Annotated in this window: 16 protein-coding genes; 7 read left to right on the forward strand and 9 right to left on the reverse strand. The window is 70.7% G+C overall.

Annotation, left to right across the window (positions count from 1 at the left end; genetic code table 11):
- The first annotated feature begins 46 nt into the window (after positions 1-46).
- Genes ACZ4XD_RS32075 through ACZ4XD_RS32085 form a run of 3 tightly spaced genes read left to right on the forward strand, consistent with a single transcriptional unit; the run spans position 47 to position 3425 of the window.
- Positions 47-1039: a carbohydrate ABC transporter permease gene (locus ACZ4XD_RS32075; protein ID WP_468047892.1), complete on the forward strand. Its 993-nt coding sequence runs from the start codon at positions 47-49 to the stop codon at positions 1037-1039.
- The gene (locus ACZ4XD_RS32080) at positions 1036-1866 is read left to right on the forward strand and encodes a carbohydrate ABC transporter permease (protein WP_468047894.1); all 831 of its coding nucleotides are present in this window, start codon (positions 1036-1038) and stop codon (positions 1864-1866) included. Before ACZ4XD_RS32075 ends, ACZ4XD_RS32080 begins: the two co-directional genes overlap by 4 nt.
- Before the next feature lie 8 nt (positions 1867-1874).
- Complete coding sequence (locus ACZ4XD_RS32085; protein WP_468047896.1) at positions 1875-3425, forward strand: glycoside hydrolase family 3 protein; 1551 nt, start codon at positions 1875-1877, stop codon at positions 3423-3425.
- Between the two features lie 88 nt (positions 3426-3513).
- On the opposite strand, the gene nagB is transcribed toward ACZ4XD_RS32085, so the two are convergent.
- Both nagB and ACZ4XD_RS32095 read right to left on the reverse strand, forming a co-directional pair.
- Positions 3514-4296, reverse strand: a complete 783-nt coding sequence (gene nagB / locus ACZ4XD_RS32090; RefSeq protein WP_042148508.1) for a glucosamine-6-phosphate deaminase — start codon at positions 4294-4296, stop codon at positions 3514-3516.
- Positions 4297-4464: 168 nt separating this feature from the next.
- The gene (locus ACZ4XD_RS32095; protein WP_468047899.1) at positions 4465-5238 is read right to left on the reverse strand and encodes an SDR family oxidoreductase; all 774 of its coding nucleotides are present in this window, start codon (positions 5236-5238) and stop codon (positions 4465-4467) included.
- 161 nt (positions 5239-5399) lie between these two features.
- Between ACZ4XD_RS32095 and ACZ4XD_RS32100 the strand changes: the two genes are divergently transcribed.
- Both ACZ4XD_RS32100 and ACZ4XD_RS32105 read left to right on the forward strand, forming a co-directional pair.
- Complete coding sequence (locus tag ACZ4XD_RS32100) at positions 5400-6029, forward strand: TetR/AcrR family transcriptional regulator (RefSeq protein ID WP_468047902.1); 630 nt, start codon at positions 5400-5402, stop codon at positions 6027-6029.
- 327 nt (positions 6030-6356) lie between these two features.
- Entirely contained in the window at positions 6357-7829 is a 1473-nt protein-coding gene (locus tag ACZ4XD_RS32105; protein WP_386686526.1) for a sensor histidine kinase, read from the forward strand.
- A 170-nt stretch (positions 7830-7999) separates the two neighbouring features.
- Here ACZ4XD_RS32105 and ACZ4XD_RS32110 read toward each other — a convergent pair whose 3' ends face one another.
- A complete protein-coding gene (locus ACZ4XD_RS32110; RefSeq protein WP_003983230.1) occupies positions 8000-8257 on the reverse strand; it encodes a WhiB family transcriptional regulator in 258 nt (85 codons plus the stop codon).
- 320 nt (positions 8258-8577) lie between these two features.
- Complete coding sequence (locus tag ACZ4XD_RS32115) at positions 8578-9561, reverse strand: diacylglycerol/lipid kinase family protein (protein ID WP_468047905.1); 984 nt, start codon at positions 9559-9561, stop codon at positions 8578-8580.
- A gap of 96 nt (positions 9562-9657) precedes the next feature.
- On the opposite strand from ACZ4XD_RS32115, the gene ACZ4XD_RS32120 reads away from it, so the two are divergent.
- Positions 9658-10128, forward strand: a complete 471-nt coding sequence (locus ACZ4XD_RS32120) for a hypothetical protein (RefSeq protein WP_042149893.1) — start codon at positions 9658-9660, stop codon at positions 10126-10128.
- 102 nt (positions 10129-10230) lie between these two features.
- Here ACZ4XD_RS32120 and ACZ4XD_RS32125 read toward each other — a convergent pair whose 3' ends face one another.
- From ACZ4XD_RS32125 to ACZ4XD_RS32140, 4 genes are all read right to left on the reverse strand, one after another.
- Positions 10231-11190 carry an RNA polymerase sigma factor SigF gene (locus ACZ4XD_RS32125; RefSeq protein ID WP_468047920.1) on the reverse strand — a complete coding sequence of 320 codons (960 nt, stop codon included), beginning with the start codon at positions 11188-11190 and terminating at the stop codon, positions 10231-10233.
- Positions 11191-11233: 43 nt separating this feature from the next.
- Positions 11234-11647 (reverse strand): ATP-binding protein, encoded by a 414-nt coding sequence (locus ACZ4XD_RS32130; RefSeq protein ID WP_042148531.1) that lies wholly within the window; start codon positions 11645-11647, stop codon positions 11234-11236.
- Positions 11648-11934: 287 nt separating this feature from the next.
- Positions 11935-12423: a GNAT family N-acetyltransferase gene (locus tag ACZ4XD_RS32135; RefSeq protein ID WP_468047908.1), complete on the reverse strand. Its 489-nt coding sequence runs from the start codon at positions 12421-12423 to the stop codon at positions 11935-11937.
- Between the two features lie 32 nt (positions 12424-12455).
- Positions 12456-12716, reverse strand: a complete 261-nt coding sequence (locus tag ACZ4XD_RS32140; RefSeq protein WP_042148536.1) for a UBP-type zinc finger domain-containing protein — start codon at positions 12714-12716, stop codon at positions 12456-12458.
- Positions 12717-12774: 58 nt separating this feature from the next.
- Between ACZ4XD_RS32140 and ACZ4XD_RS32145 the strand changes: the two genes are divergently transcribed.
- Positions 12775-14376, forward strand: coding sequence for a Na+/H+ antiporter (locus tag ACZ4XD_RS32145; protein WP_468047910.1), 1602 nt, complete (start codon positions 12775-12777; stop codon positions 14374-14376).
- A gap of 131 nt (positions 14377-14507) precedes the next feature.
- Here the strand turns inward: ACZ4XD_RS32145 and ACZ4XD_RS32150 are convergent, their stop codons facing one another.
- On the reverse strand, positions 14508-15419 hold the full coding sequence (locus ACZ4XD_RS32150; protein WP_468047912.1) for a 1-aminocyclopropane-1-carboxylate deaminase/D-cysteine desulfhydrase: 912 nt from the start codon (positions 15417-15419) through the stop codon (positions 14508-14510).
- Between the last annotated feature and the right edge of the window lie 129 nt (positions 15420-15548).

Genomic DNA, 15548 nt, shown 5'->3' on the forward strand with positions numbered 1-15548 from the left:
GCGAACGCACCGAGTTCTGACGGGATACGAGGGGGAGCAGGGGCCCATGGCAGTGCAGCTCGACGGAGCGGTGGAGCAGACCGCGCCGCGGACCGGCAAGGGCGGCGCACCGCCCATCCGGCGCGGCGGAGGCAGCCGGCGGGCCGCACGCGGTGCCCCCTACCTCCTGTTGCTGCCGGCCCTGCTGGCGACCGCGGTCTTCCTGGGCTGGCCGATGGTCCGCAACCTCCTGCTCTCCTTCCAGAACCTCAATATGAAGGAGCTGATCCAGCACCTCACCGACTGGCGCGGCATCGGCAACTACCAGGAGATCCTGGGCAGTGAGCAGTTCTGGCGGGTCACCCTGCGCACCCTCGTCTTCACCGCCGTCAATGTCGCCCTGATCATGATTCTCGGCGTGCTGATCGGCCTGCTGCTGGCACGGCTCGGCACGACCATGCGCCTCACGCTCTCCGCCGCGCTGGTGCTCGCCTGGGCGATGCCGACGATTGCCGCCACCACCGTCTTCCAGTGGCTCTTCGACTCCCGCTACGGCGTCGTCAACTGGCTGCTGGACAAGCTCGGTGCGCACTCCATGGCCCACTACGACTGGGTCGGAAGCCAGCTGTCGACGTTCTTCGTCATCACCGTACTGATCGTCTGGCAGTCGCTGCCCTTCGTGGCCCTCAACCTCTACGCCGCCACCACGACCATCCCCAGGGAGCTCTACGAAGCGGCCCGGATGGACGGCGCCGGCACCTGGAAGGTCTTCACCTCCGTCACCTTCCCCTTCCTCAAGCCGTTCTTCCTCGCGACGACGTTTCTGGAGGTCATCTGGGTCTTCAAGGCGTTTCCGCAGATCTTCGCCATCAACGAGGGCGGCCCCGACCGGCTCACCGAAACACTGCCGATCTACGCCTTCACCGAGGGCGTCGGCAACCTCCACTTCGGCATGGGCGCCGCGATCTCGCTGCTGACGATCGTGGTGCTGCTGGTCATGACCGCGTACTACCTGCGGCTGACGGTCACCCAGGAAAAGCAGGAGGAGAACGAGCTGTGAAGCACTCTCTCGCCGGCCGTGTCTGGCCCAATGCCACGGCGGCCGTGCTCGCCCTCGGCTTCCTCTTCCCGGTCTACTGGATGTTCAATACGGCCTTCAAGCCGACCCGGGACATCATCACCGAGGACCCCGTGTGGTTCCCCTTCCACGGCACCCTCGAACACTTCGCGACGGCCGTGCGCGCTCCGGACTTCTGGATCCTGGCCGGCAACTCGGTGCTGGTGACCGTCGTCGCCGTCGGCCTGTCGCTGATGATCGCCCTCTGCGGGGCGTTCGCGCTGACCCGGATGCGCTTCCGGGGCCGAAAGGGCATCCTGTTGACGTTCATGGTCGCCCAGATGGCTCCCTGGGAGGTCATGGTGATCTCCATCTACCTGATCGTCCGGGACGCGGACCTGCTCAACAGCCTGCTGCCGCTCACCTGCTTCTACACGCTGATGGTGCTGCCCTTCACCCTGCTGACGCTCCGGGGCTATGTCGCCGCGGTGCCCAGGGAGCTGGAGGAGTCCGCGATGGTCGACGGCTGCTCGCGCCGCCAGGCGTTCCTCAAGGTGGTCTTCCCGCTGCTGGCGCCCGGCCTGATGGCCACCTCGCTCTTCGGATTCATCACCGCCTGGAACGAATTCCCGCTGGTGCTGGTCCTCAACAAGGAACCGGCCACGGGCACCCTGCCGCTGTGGCTCTCGCAGTTCCAGACCCAGTTCGGGGACGACTGGGGTGCCACCATGGCCGCCGCCTCGATCTTCGCAGTCCCCATCCTGGTCCTCTTCCTGTTCCTGCAACGCAAGGCGGTCGGCGGTCTCACCTCCGGCGCAGTGAAGGGATAACGCAGCTCATGACCCCTCTCGTACGCTCCGTACGCTCCGCCGGCACCCTCACCCGCGATGCCCTCGCCGTCCTCCAGCCCGGCTTCACCGGCACCACCCCGCCCGACTGGCTGCTGCGGCGCCTCGGCGAGGGCCTGGTCTCGGTCGGCCTCTTCGGCCGCAATGTCGCCGACCCGGCCCAACTCGCCGCGCTGACCGGCCGGTTGCGCGCCGAACGCGAGGAACTGATCGTCGCCATCGACGAGGAGGGCGGCGATGTCACCCGCCTCGAAGTGCGCGGCGGCTCCTCCTTCCCCGGCAACCATGCGCTCGGCGCCGTCGACGACACCGAGCTGACCCGCGCGGTCGCCCGCGAACTCGGCCGCCGGCTGGCCGACTGCGGTATCAACCTCAACTGGGCCCCCTCCGCCGACGTCAACTCCAACCCCGCCAACCCGGTCATCGGCGTCCGCTCCTTCGGCGCCGACCCGCAGCTGGTCGCCCGGCACACCGCCGCCTACGTCGAGGGCCTCCAGTCCGCCGGTGTCGCCGCCTGCACCAAGCACTTCCCCGGCCATGGCGACACCGCCGTCGACTCGCACCACGATCTGCCGCGTATCGCCGCCGGTCTGCTCACCCTCCAGGAACGCGAACTGGTGCCGTTCCGCGCCGCCGTCGCCGCCGGCACCCGTGCCGTGATGAGCGCCCACATCCTGCTGCCCGCACTGGACGCCGAGCACCCGGCCACGCTCAGCCCGGCCGCGCTGCACGGTCTGCTGCGGGCCCCCGAAGCCGAGGGCGGCCTCGGCTTCGACGGGCTGATCGTCACCGACGGGATGGAGATGCAGGCCATCTCCGCCACCTACGGCATCGAGCGCGGCAGCGTGCTCGCCCTCGCGGCCGGTGCCGACGCCATCTGTGTGGGGGGCGGGCTGGCGGACGAGGGCATCGTGCTGCGGCTGCGTGACGCCCTGGTGCGGGCGGTGCGCGAGGGCGAACTGCCGGAGCAGCGGCTCGCCGACGCCGCGGCACGGGTGCGCGCCCTGGCCGGCCGGGCCCGGAACACGGGCGTGGGGGAGGGGGTCGCGCCCGCTCCCGGCATCGGCCTCACCGCGGCCCGGCGCGCCCTGCGCGTCACCGCCGCCGGCCCGTACCGGCCCCTGACCGAGCCCGTCTACGTCGCTGCCTTCACCCCCCTCGCCAACATCGCCGTGGGCGACGAGACCCCCTGGGGCGTCGCCGCCGAACTGGCCCGCCTGCTCCCGGGCACCGAGACCGCCACCTGCACCGGCGAGGCCGCCGCCGCGGCCGGTACCGCCGCCCTGGTCGATGGCCTGCTCACGGCCGCCGCCGACCGCCGCCTCGTCGCCGTGGTCCGCGATGTTCACCGCCACCCCTGGATGGCCGACGCGCTCCACGCCCTCCTCGCCGCCCGCCCCGACACCGCCGTCATCGAAATGGGCGTCCCCCAGGCCCCACCCCGGGGCGCCCCCCACCTCGCCACCCACGGCGCGGCCCGCGTCTGCGCCCAGGCCGCTGCCGAGGCCCTCACGGGCCGGAGGTCGTCCCCCGACGGGTGATCAGACGCCGCCGCCGGGCCGGGGCACGGTGGCACGGGGCGCCTGGTCTGTGCGGCCCCCTGCCGTTGCCCGTCCCCCCCGGCAGGGCCTACAGGCCCTGCCACTCCGGCTTCGCCGCATACGTGGCGCGGAAGTAGTCCGCGAGCTTCAGCTTGGCGGCCGCGGCCTCGTCCACGACGACCGTCGCATGCGGGTGGAGCTGGAGCGCCGAGGCCGGGACCAGCGCGGCGACCGGGCCCTCGACGGCATGGGCCACCGCGTCGGCCTTGCCCTCGCCGGTGGCGAGCAGCACCAGATGGCGGGCCTCCAGGATCGTGCCGATGCCCTGGGTGATGACGTGGTGCGGCACCTCGTCGAGGCTGTCGAAGAACCGGGCGTTGTCCTCCCGGGTCTGCCGGGTCAGCGTCTTGATGCGGGTACGCGAAGCCAGCGAGGAGCAGGGCTCGTTGAAGCCGATGTGCCCGTCCGTGCCGATACCGAGCAGCTGGAGGTCCACACCACCCGCCTCGCGCAGCGCACGGTCGTACGCCTCACAGGCGGCCTGCACATCCTCCGCCGCACCATCCGGGCCCATGAAGGACTCCTCGGCGAGGCCGAGCGGTTCGACCACCTCGCGCAGGACCACCGAACGGTAGGACTCGGGGTGTCCGGCCGGCAGTCCGACGTACTCGTCGAGCTGGCAGATGCGCGCCCGCGAGGCGTCCACGTCGCCGGCCCGGACCTTCGCCGCCAGCGCCTCGTAGATGGGCAACGGGGTGGAGCCGGTGGCCACACCGAGCAGCGCGTCGGGCTTACGGCGCACCAGGGTGGCGATGGCCTCCGCGATCAGCTCGCCGCCCGCCACGGCATCCGGAACGATGACAACTTCCACGCTTGGCCTGCCGTTCTGGAGAATGATCCATGTGGTATAGACCAATCTAGCAGAGGGTGACCCCAGGAACCCGTCGCCACATCCGAACGGCCGGTCAAGTTTTCCGGCCTCCGCCAGCCCCCGGCCGGCAGCCCGCACCGGCAGCCTCCACCGCCGTACGGCACTCCGTCAGAGCAGCGCCCCGCCCGTCGCGTCGATCCACTGCCCCGTCACCCAGCGACTGTCGTCCGAGGCGAGGAAAGCCACGATGTCGCCGATGTCGGTGGCGTCCGCGACCCGGCCCAGCGGGGATATCTCGCTGACCCGCTGCCGCGCCGCGGCATTGGCCTCCCCGCGCAGCCATCCGGCATTCATGTCGGTGTTCACCGCGCCGGGCGCCACCGCGTTGACCGTGATCCCGCGCGGGCCCAGGTCCTTGGCGAGGGTCGAGGTGAAGACGTCGATCGCACCCTTGGTCATGGCGTACGCGATCAACTCGGGCTTGGCCGCGCCCCGCGTCAGACCGGTCGAGGTGTTGATGATCCGGCCGCCGTCCCGCAGCCGGGGCAGCGCCTGCTGGGCGATGAAGAACGGCGCCTTGGTGTTGACCGCGAAGAGGGCGTCGAAGTCCTCCGGCGTCACCGCCTCGATCCGCTTCAAGGTGCCGTCGACGGCCTTGTTGATCCCGGCGTTGTTGACCAGGATGTCCAGCCCTTCGGCCTGCGCGTCGAAGGCGGCCCACAGTGCTTCGGCGTCCCCCGGCACCCCCAGCTCGGCCTGGAGCGCGAAGGCCTGACCCCCGTTTCCCTCGATCGCCGCGACCGTCTCCTTGGCCGCGGTCGCGTCCCGTCCGTAATGCACGCCGACCCGCGCGCCCTCCCTGGCGAGCCGTTCCGAGATGGCCCGGCCGATCCCCCTGCTTCCGCCTGTCACCAGTGCCGTCTTGCCGCTGAGCGCAGTCATGGCAGTGCCCCTCCCGATCCCCGTGCGGATGTCCCCTGACGTATGCGGATGCGCGCCCGACGTGCACCGACGTGCGCGCTCCCGCACCGAACGATTTATATATCGCTCGTTACAAAAAACCGTAGCACGTGTTCCGTACCGCCCGCTATAAAATTCTTCCCATGGCGACCAAGGAGACGAAACAGCGCGGGCGGCCCCGGTCCTTCGACCGCGAGACGGCCCTGGAACAGGCGGTCCGGTCCTTCTGGGAGCGGGGCTACGAGGCCACCTCGATCTCCGACCTCACCCGCGCCATGGGCATCAGCGCCCCCAGCCTCTACGCCGCCTTCGGCGACAAGCGGGCCCTGTTCGGCGAGGTCGTGGCCGAGTACGGCCGGCTCTACGGAGGCTTCCTCACCCGCGCCGTGGCCGAGGAGTCGACCGCCCGCCGGGGCGTCGAACGGGCCCTGCGCGAGGCCGCGGCCGAATACACCCTGCCCGGCCGCCCCCGCGGCTGCCTGGTCATCAGCGCCGCCCTGAACATCTCGCCCGCATCGGCCGAAGTCGCCGACTCCCTGCGGGAGATGAGGCTGTCGAACGTCCGGGAGATCGCCGGCGCCATCCGTGCGGACATCGCCTCCGGCGAACTGCCCCCTGATACCGACGCCGGCGCGCTGGCCGCCTACACCGGCGCCGTCATCCAGGGCATGTCCCAGCAGGCGCGCGACGGCGCGGAGCGGACGGAGCTGGAGGCGATCGCCGAGCTGGCGCTCAAGGCGTGGCCGCGGAAGACGGGCGGGGAGGTCCGCTGAAGACCCCCGGAAGCACCCGCGGGCCGCGGCGCCGGGACAGGACCCTCAACCTGTCCGGCACCGCAGCCCGGAGCTGACATCGGCCGATCCCGTCCAACGGCGGGCGGCGCCCCTGTGTGCGGTAGGGGAGCATCCCGTCCTGGGACCGGTCGATCGGAGGCCAACGGCGCAGTCAGGGCAGAGAGCGCCTTCGGCCTCGTTCCGCTCTCCTGTGCGGGGAGGGCGGAGGTCTTTGCTGAATTCTGGACTAGACCATTCTCACTTGTCCATGCCCGTGCAGATACAACACATACACCGTACGCCGGTAGGCTCCAAGACGTGCCCTCCATGAACGATCTCGTACGCCAGCACACCGCTCTGAGCGACACCGACCTCGAGTGGCTCCATCTGCTGGTCTCGGAGTGGCAGCTGCTCTCCGACCTCTCCTTCGCCGATCTTGTGCTGTGGGTGCCCACTCTCGATGGCACCCGCTATGTATCGGTGGCCCAGATGCGGCCCAATACGGGGCCCACCTCCTACCAGGACGACATGGTCGGCCATCTCGTTCCCCGGGGCCGCCGCCCGATGCTGGACTCCGCCCTGGACGAGGGCCGCATCGTGCGCGAGGGCGACCCGGAGTGGCGGGAGGAGGTCCCGGTGCGGGTCGAGTCCATCCCGGTGCGCCGCGAGGGCCGGGTGCTCGGGGTGATCGCCCGCAATACCAATCTGCTGACCGTACGCACCCCCAGCCGGCTGGAGCTCACCTACCTCCAGAGCGCCTCCGACCTCGCCCAGATGATCGCTGCCGGAACGTTTCCCTTCCCCGGCCAGCAGGTCGACATGGATGCCTCACCGCGCGCCGGCGACGGACTGATCCGGCTCGACGCGGACGGCATCGTCCAGTACGCCAGTCCCAATGCCCTCTCCGCCTATCACCGGCTCGGCCTCGCCGCCGACCTGGTGGGCCACCATCTCGGCCAGGCCACCGCCGAACTGGCGCCCGCCCGCGGCCCCGTGGACGAGGCACTGGTCAAGCTCGCCAGCGGCTGGGCCCCCAGGGAGTTCGAGGTCGAGGGCGACGACGGTGTGATCCAGTTGCGCGCCATTCCCCTCAAGCCCAAGGGGACGCACATCGGTTCACTGGTCCTGCTGCGCGATGTGACCGAACTGAGACGTCGCGAGCGGGAGCTGATCACCAAGGACGCCACCATCCGGGAGATCCACCACCGGGTGAAGAACAATCTCCAGACGGTCGCCGCGCTGCTGCGGCTGCAGTCCCGCCGGATGGATTCCGAACAGGGCCGCGAGGCGCTCAACGAGGCCGTACGCAGGGTCGGTTCGATCGCGATCGTGCACGAGACGCTGTCCCAGACCCTCGACGAACGGGTGGAGTTCGACGAGATCGCGGACCGGGTGCTGGCCATGGTCGCGGAGATCTCCCCGGGCAAGGTGACCACCCGCCGCACCGGACGCTTCGGCATCCTGGACGCCGAGGTGGCCACCCCGCTGTCGATGGTGCTCACCGAGGTGCTGCAGAACGCCCTGGAGCACGCCTTCGACCAGGTGGAGCGGGGCGTGGTCGAGGTCGGCGCGGTGCGCGGCGGCAGCCGTACCGAGCCGCGGCTGCTGGTCACCGTCCAGGACAACGGCCGCGGTCTGCCCGAGGGTTTCGATCCGCATCGCGCCGGAAACCTGGGGCTCCAGATCGTACGGACCCTGGTTGAGGGGGAGTTGGGCGGAAAGTTCGACATGGTGCGGGCGCCCGAGCGCGGGACGCAGGTCATCCTCGACGTGCCGGTGCGTGCCGAGAAGCAGCACTGAGATTCCGGGGCCGGCGGCCGCGCCCGTACCGGCCCTGAACAGCAGGAAGCCCCGGACCATGCGGTCCGGGGCTCAAAGCTGTGTCGATGCGATAACGACCGGGCTTGTCAGCGCCGGGGGTGCATCGGGTGTACTGCGCGCTGCGGCTCGGGGGCCACGGGGCTGCTGGCTCAGGCGCTGGCGTTGCGCGCCCGGTTGCGAGCTGCACGGCGCTTCATCGCGCGGCGCTCGTCCTCGCTCAGACCACCCCAGACGCCGGAGTCCTGGCCGGACTCGAGCGCCCACTGCAGGCACTGCTCCATGACGGGGCAGCGGCGGCAGACGGCCTTGGCTTCCTCGATCTGCAGCAGCGCAGGACCGGTGTTGCCGATAGGGAAGAAGAGCTCGGGGTCTTCCTCGCGGCAAACGGCGCGGTGACGCCAGTCCATGGCTGCTCCATCTCCTCGTGTGACGGGATCGTTGCTTGTGAATGTGAACGCTTTCACGAATCCCTCCACAAGGGAAGGGCCGAAATCCAGTCGTGAACTGGCGCGGTCCTGTGGAATGAGGAGGAGGATTCGGGCTCTCAAGGGGGCCGGTAGAGCGGCCGTCCCGATCGCCATGAAGAGACTCGCAAACCTCGGCGGCGGATACAACCCCTTCCGGAAACTTTTTTTTGAATCCTTGGTGTCGCCTAGCTCACAGCCGTCATTCCAGGGGGTGGAAACCAGTCTAAACGTTCGAGTGAAAGGACTTTGGGCCCTACTGCTCACACAATCACACGCAGTGCACGGCGTACGCCTGTGAACGTCACACTCGTACGCAGTCCCAGGTGGTCACCGTCCATCTGGAAGGGCAGGGGAACCTGCGAATGCAAGGTGAAGTTCGTGAGGTCGTGAAGTGAGAGGGCGTGTTTGCCATGGGGCCCGCGCTCGGGCGTTGACGTCAGCAACTGGGTCGCATAGCGGGCCACCGCGGACGGTGAGAGCTTGCTCAGTGCGAACAGATCCAGGGCCGTGTCGAACGAGGCGTCCGGGGAGGGGTAGATCGGACGGTTGCCCAGGTAGGTCCACGGGGCGGTGTTGCAGATTATGGCCAGCGTCAGGTTCTCGACGGTCTCCGCGCCGCCGTCGGTCCCGCCCGGGCGTTCGAGGGTGAGGATGCCCCGCCGGCGGTTCGCCTCGACCAGGAACTGCCGTACGACCTGTCGCATATACAGGGCGTGGGTCGAACGCTTGCCGCGTTCGCGCTGCTGCTCGACCCGGCCGACGACGCCGGCATCGAATCCGAAGCCCGCGCAGAAGGTGAACCAGCGCTCCGGTACGCCCTCGTCCTCGCTGCCCGGGGTGCCCGCGGCGAGCCCGAGGCCGATCGTCCGCTCACTGCCGTCGCGCAGCGCGTCCAGCAGGGCGCCGGTGGCCTCCACGACGTCATTGGGGAGCCCGAGCGCGCGGGCGAAGACATTGGTGGAGCCGCCGGGGACGACCGCCAGCCGCGGGTGCGAGTCGGGATCGGGGCCGTTGGCCAGCAGACCGTTGACGACCTCGTTGACCGTGCCGTCGCCGCCGAGTGCCACCACCAGGTCGGTCTCGCCGCCCTCGGTGGCCTCCTGGGCGAGATCACGGGCGTGCCCGCGGTACTGCGTCTGTGCGACCTCCAACTTGAGGTCGCTGGCGAGTGCGTGGGTCAGCACGTCACGGGTGCGGGCACTGGTGGTGGTTGCTGCGGGATTGACCACGAGAAGTGCGCGCATATGCAGCAGCGTACCTACCTGCGGGTACCGGCCTCACGCCCCGTCCGGCTCCGGGGCGTCCCCGGAGGTCGGGGCGGCCGGCGCTACCCTGCTGGGGTGAGCAGTCAGCAGAAGCAGTCCGCGTCCCGAGCCGCCGGCGCCCCCACCGCGACCGCGTCCACCGTGCCGACCGGCCCGCGACCTGCCCGGCTGAGCGCCGCGGCGGCCCTCACCGCCGTCGAAGGGCTCGCCCTGGCCGCCCTCGGCGGCTACATGCTGATCATGGGTCTCGCCGGTTCGCCGGACAGCCCGCAGCAGGCGGAGATGGGCGGGCTCACCGTCCTCGCGCTCGCCGTGCTGCCGCTGGTGGCCGCCCGGGGGCTGTGGCTGCGCCGCCGCTGGAGCCGCGGCCCCTCGCTGATCACCCAGATCGTGGCGCTGCCGGTGGCCTGGACGCTGGTCAACGGCGGCGGTGCGCTGATCGCGGCCGGTATCGGACTGGCCGTGGCCGCGCTGGTCGTGCTCGTGCTGCTGGTCAACCCGACGGCCACCGAGGCGCTGGGTATCGGGCCACGCGAGACGCCCTGAGGAGAGGGCGGGGCGCGCGTCGCGGGTTCCGGCCCGGCAGATCCCTGGAACGCACGGTGGGCGGGGCCTTCGAAGGCCCCGCCCACCGCATGTGTGCGCCGTTCACTCCTCGACGAGGAGCTTGTCGCGCAGCTGGGCCAGAGTGCGGGCCAGGAGGCGGGAGACATGCATCTGGGAGATGCCGACCTCCTGCGCGATCTGCGACTGGGTCATATTGCCGAAGAAGCGCAGCAGCAGGATCTTCTTCTCCCGCGGCGGGAGATCCTCCAGCAGCGGCTTGAGGGACTCGCGGTACTCCACGCCCTCCAGCGCCTCGTCCTCGGCACCGAGGGTGTCGGCGACCGCCGGGGACTCGTCGTCGGTGTCCGGGACGTCCAGGGAGAGGGTGCTGTAGGCGTTGGCGGACTCCAGGCCCTCCAGGACCTCCTCCTCGGAGATCGCCAGATGCTCGGCCAGCTCATGCACCGTGGGCGCCCGGCCGTGCCGCTGGGACAGCTCGGCGGTCGCGGTGGTCAGCGACAGCCGCAGCTCCTGGAGGCGACGCGGGACGCGGACCGCCCAGCCCTTGTCGCGGAAGTGCCGCTTGATCTCGCCGACCACGGTGGGGGTGGCGTACGTGGAGAACTCCACGCCGCGCTCCGGGTCGAAGCGGTCGACGGACTTGATCAGACCGATGGTGGCGACCTGGGTCAGATCGTCCAGCGGCTCGCCACGGTTACGGAACCGGCGGGCCAGATGCTCGACGAGCGGGAGGTGCATACGAACGAGGGTGTTGCGCAGCTCCGCACGCTCCGGGGAGCCGTCGGGCAGCTTGCGCAGCTCATAGAACATCGCCCGGGCGCCGCTGCGGTCCTGCGGCTCCTGGGAATGCTGTTGATCCTGCTGCTTGTCGTCGGGGGCCGGCGCATCGTGCTGCTGCGCCTGCTGCCCCGGCTGCTCGCTCTGCTCCATGTGGTCCGCCCGCTCTGCCTGCTCCGCCGCGTCCAACCGGCCGCCGTGGTCGTCTACGCCCACCGGATGCGGCCGGGCCTGCTGCTCGGGGATGGTCGCACTGCGCGCCATCCTCCCGCCGCGTTCGAGATCTTTCACGGGGCCCCCTGTTCGGTCATGACGGTCCGGGACCGGCGCCGCGCTCCTTGTACAGACTGATGGTGACCGTTTGGTCCTCGGAGACGGTGGAATCGACCTTGCCGGCGAGTGCGGAGAGCACCGTCCAGGCGAAGGTGTCGCGCTCCGGGGCGCGGCCGTCGGTCGTCGGGGCCGACACGGTGACCTGAAGTGCGTCATCGATGAGGCGGAAGACGCAGCTCAGCACACTGCCGGGGACGGCCTGTTGCAGGAGGATCGCGCAGGCCTCGTCGACCGCGATACGCAGATCCTCGATCTCGTCGAGGGTGAAGTCCAAGCGGGCTGCGAGCCCGGCCGTGGCCGTACGCAGCACGGACAGGTAGGCACCCGCAGCGGGCAGACGGACTTCCACGAAGTCCTGAGTCCCGGGCTCGCCTGCGATCTGGGACACCCTCACCTCCAAGGTGGCACAAGCTGGTTGAGCTGGAATGCGCGATATTCGCGTTGTTCGGGATATTCGCGCCGGACTTTTCTCCCCTCGGACGAAAGGAGAACGATTCGGCGCGACACATGGTTCGGCTGTGACGCTATCGCGATCTGTGGGCCGGTGTCGCCCGGAAGGAGTACCAGTCCGCGCGGCGATCCAGCCCCGGGTCGCCCGGCACCCTCGCTGTCACTGATTGTAAAGCCACGGGTACGGACAGTGGCTAGGGGTGTGCACTGTCAAATCGATACCGATTACGCTCCGTTGACGCGCGAAGCGTCCGCGAGGTGGTGCAGTGCTTTTCCAGTGAGCCGGAAGACCGTCCATTCGTCCATGGGCTGCGCGCCGATCGACCGGTAAAAACCGATGGACGGTTCATTCCAATCCAGGACTGACCACTCGAAACGCTCATAGCCGCGGGCCACACAGATCTTCGCGAGGGCCGCGAGCAGGGCCTTGCCGTGGCCGCCGCCGCGCGCCTCGGGGCGGACGTAGAGGTCCTCCAGATAGACACCGTGCGTGCCCGTCCACGTCGAGAAGTTCCGGAACCACAGGGCAAAGCCCACCGGGGCGTCGCCGTCCTCCGCGATCAGTGCGAAGGCGGCCGGCTGCGGCCCGAAGAGGGCCTCCTTCAGCTGCGCCTCGGTGGCCTGCGCGGCCTCGGGGGCGCGCTCGTACGCGGCCAGCTCGCCGATCATGGCCAGGATGACGGGGACATCGTCGGGTGTCGCTTCGCGGATCATGTGTGAAGGCTAAACGGACGCCGGTGATCGCTTCACACCAGTTTCTGGTCGGTGAAGCACCAGCGCCAGGAGCCACCCGGTTCGAACGTCCGCATCACGGGATGGCCGGTCTCCTCGAAGTGCCTGGTCGCGTGCCGGAACGGCGAGGAGTCGCAGCAGCCGACATGGCCGCAGGCCAGGCACAGCCGCAGCTGTACGGGGTGGCTGCCGACGGCCAGGCACTCCAGGCAGGTGGCGCTCTGCGGTGCCGGTTCGGGGCGCGGCAATTCGGCAACGTGGGTGCACTCGCTCATGATGGCCAGGTTAGATCGCCGGGATGCCCGGTGAAGCGTACGGGGACGGGACGGGCCGATGGCTGTCATGCCGCTGTTTTTGCTGGTCGCGGGGAGCGCGGCGGTGGCCGGACTGGCACGCCGTACACCGGTCCCCGCGCCGCTGCTCCTGGTCACCGCCGGGCTCGCGGCCTCCTACGTCCCCGGCATCCCCGACTACACCCTCGATCCGCACATCGTGCTGCCGCTGGTGCTGCCGCCGCTGCTGCACACCGCGGCGCTGGACAGCTCGTATCTGGGGCTGCGGGCCAATCTGCGGCCGGTGGCCCTGCTGTCGGTGGGCTATGTGCTGTTCGCGACGTTCGTGGTCGGCTACGCGGCCTATCTCGTCATCCCGGGGCTGCCGCTGACCGCCGCCCTCGTCCTGGGGGCCGTCGTCGCCCCGCCGGACGCCGTCGCGGCCACCGCCATCGCCCGCAAAATCGGGCTGCCGCACCGGATCACCACGATCCTTCAGGGCGAGTCGCTGTTCAACGACGCCACCGCGATCACCGCGTACAAGGTCCTGGTGGCCGCGGCGCTCGGGACGGGCGTCTCCTGGGGCGACGGGATCAAGCAGTTCGCCATCGCGTCCGTAGGAGGCATCGGCGTCGGCCTCCTCCTCATGGTGCCGCTGCACTGGCTGCGCGTCCGGCTGCGGGAGTCGGCGCTCCTGGAGAACACCCTCTCGCTGCTCATCCCGTTCGTCGCCTACGCCGCCGCCGAGCAGCTGCACGCCTCCGGGGTGCTCGCCGTCGTCGTGGTCGGCCTCTACCTGGGGCACCGCTCCTGGCAGGTCGGCTTCGAGACCCGGCTCCAGGAGGACGCCGTCTGGAAGATGGTCTCCTTCATCCTGGAGTCCGCGGTCTTCGCGCTGATCGGGCTCCAGCTGCCCGTCGTGGTGCGCGGACTGGGGGAGTTCAGCGGGGCGCAGGCCCTCGGGTACGCGGCCGTGCTGTTCGCCGTCGTGGTCCTGTCGCGGTTCGTGTGGGTCTTTCCCGCGACGTTTCTGCCGCGCCTGCTGTCGGCCCGGATCCGCACCCGCGAGCCGGAGGTGACCTGGACCGCGCCGGTCATCGTCGGCTGGGCCGGGATGCGCGGGGTGGTGTCGCTGGCCATCGCGTTCTCCATCCCGGCCGCCCTGCACGGCGGGGCGTCCTTCCCGGCGCGCAACCTGGTGCTCTTCCTGACCTTCACCACCGTCATCGCCACCCTCGTCATCCAGGGGCTGACCCTGCCGCCGCTGATCCGTGCGCTGAAGCTGCCACGACCGGACGCCCAGGCCGAGACGCTCGCCGAGGCGCAGGCCCAGAACGAGGCCTCGCGAGCCGCCGAGGAGCGCCTGGAAGAGCTCCTCCAGGACCCGCGCAACGCCCTGCCGGGGCCCCTCGTCGACCGGTTGCGCAGTGTCTTGGAACGCCGCCGCAACTCCGTGTGGGAGCGGCTCGGCGCGGCCAACGAGATCACCGGGGAGTCCGCCGACGAGACCTACCGGCGGCTGGCCAGGGAAATGATCGAGGCCGAGCGGCGGGTGTTCGTCCGGCTGCGGGACGACGGCGGGATCGACGACGAGATGCTGCGGACGCTGCTGCGCCGACTGGACCTGGAGGAGGCCACGGCGTATCGGGAGGGGGCTTCCTAGGGCGGGTGCCGTCGCGGTCCCGGCCGGGCCGTGGCATCTGGGGAGCGTGCGCTGCGCGAGATGCGTCGGCCAGGTGATCCGTGCAGGTCAGGGCCGTGGTCGGCGGAGGCGGGCCGCGGGCCGGGGGTGGCTCACGGGGTGCCGGTGACCACGGCGGCCACGGTGCTGCGGGGGGCGAAGGCGCCCTCCTCGGCCAGGGTCGTCAGCCCGTGGAGCAGCTTGGCGACGTAGACCCGCTCCAGCGGCAGGCCGTGCCGGTCCTCGAAGGCCGTGGCGAAGGCGTCGAGTTCCGGGGTGCTGCGGGCGTATCCGCCGCAGTGGAAGCGGTCCTCCAGCCGCCAGTCGCCGCGCGGGCCGCCGAACGCCGCGCGCTGTAGTTCCCCGACCGTCTCCTGGAGGAAGTGCGGCCGGCCGCCCTTCAATACGGGGAAGCCCAGGGCGCGCTGCCCCGGCCCCAGCCCCGCGGCGAGCCCGGCGAGGGTGCCGCCCGTGCCGCAGGCCACCGCGACCGTGTCCGCGGCCCCGCGCAGCTCCCGGCCCAGCTCCGTACAGCCCTCTACGGCAAGGGCGTTGCTGCCGCCCTCCGGTATGAGCCGGAACGCGCCGAAGCGGTCGCGCAGCTCGGCGAGCACCTCCGGGTCGGCCCGCCGGCGGTAGCGGGCCCGGTCGATGAAGTGCAGCCGCATCCCGTCGGCGGCGCAGCGGGCCAGCGACGGGTTGCGCGGTGCCTCGGCCAGCTCGTCGCCGCGGACCACGCCGATGGTGGCGAACCCGAGCAGCCGGCCGGCCGCGGCGGTGGCCCGCAGATGGTTGGAGTACGCGCCGCCGAAGGTCAGCAGCGCCCGCTCACCCGCCGCGGCCGCGGCCCGCAGATTCGGCGCCAGCTTGCGCCATTTGTTGCCCGGGAGCTCCGGGTGGATCAGATCGTCCCGCTTGAGCAGCAGCCGCACGCCCCGGCGGGCGAACCGCTCGTCCTCGATCTCCTGGAGGGGGGAGGGAGGACGGGGCCGGAGGGCGGCGGCGAGGTCTACGGGGTGGGTCACCCGTCCATTGTGGCCGTTGTTGCCGCGAAGCTCCGGGGGTGGGGGGGGGGGGGGGGGGGGGGGGGGGGGGGGGGGGGGGGGGGGGGGGGGGGGGGGGGGGGGGGGGGGGGGGGGGGGGGGGGGGGGGGG

Source organism: Streptomyces sp. NPDC029466 (genome assembly GCF_055574515.1).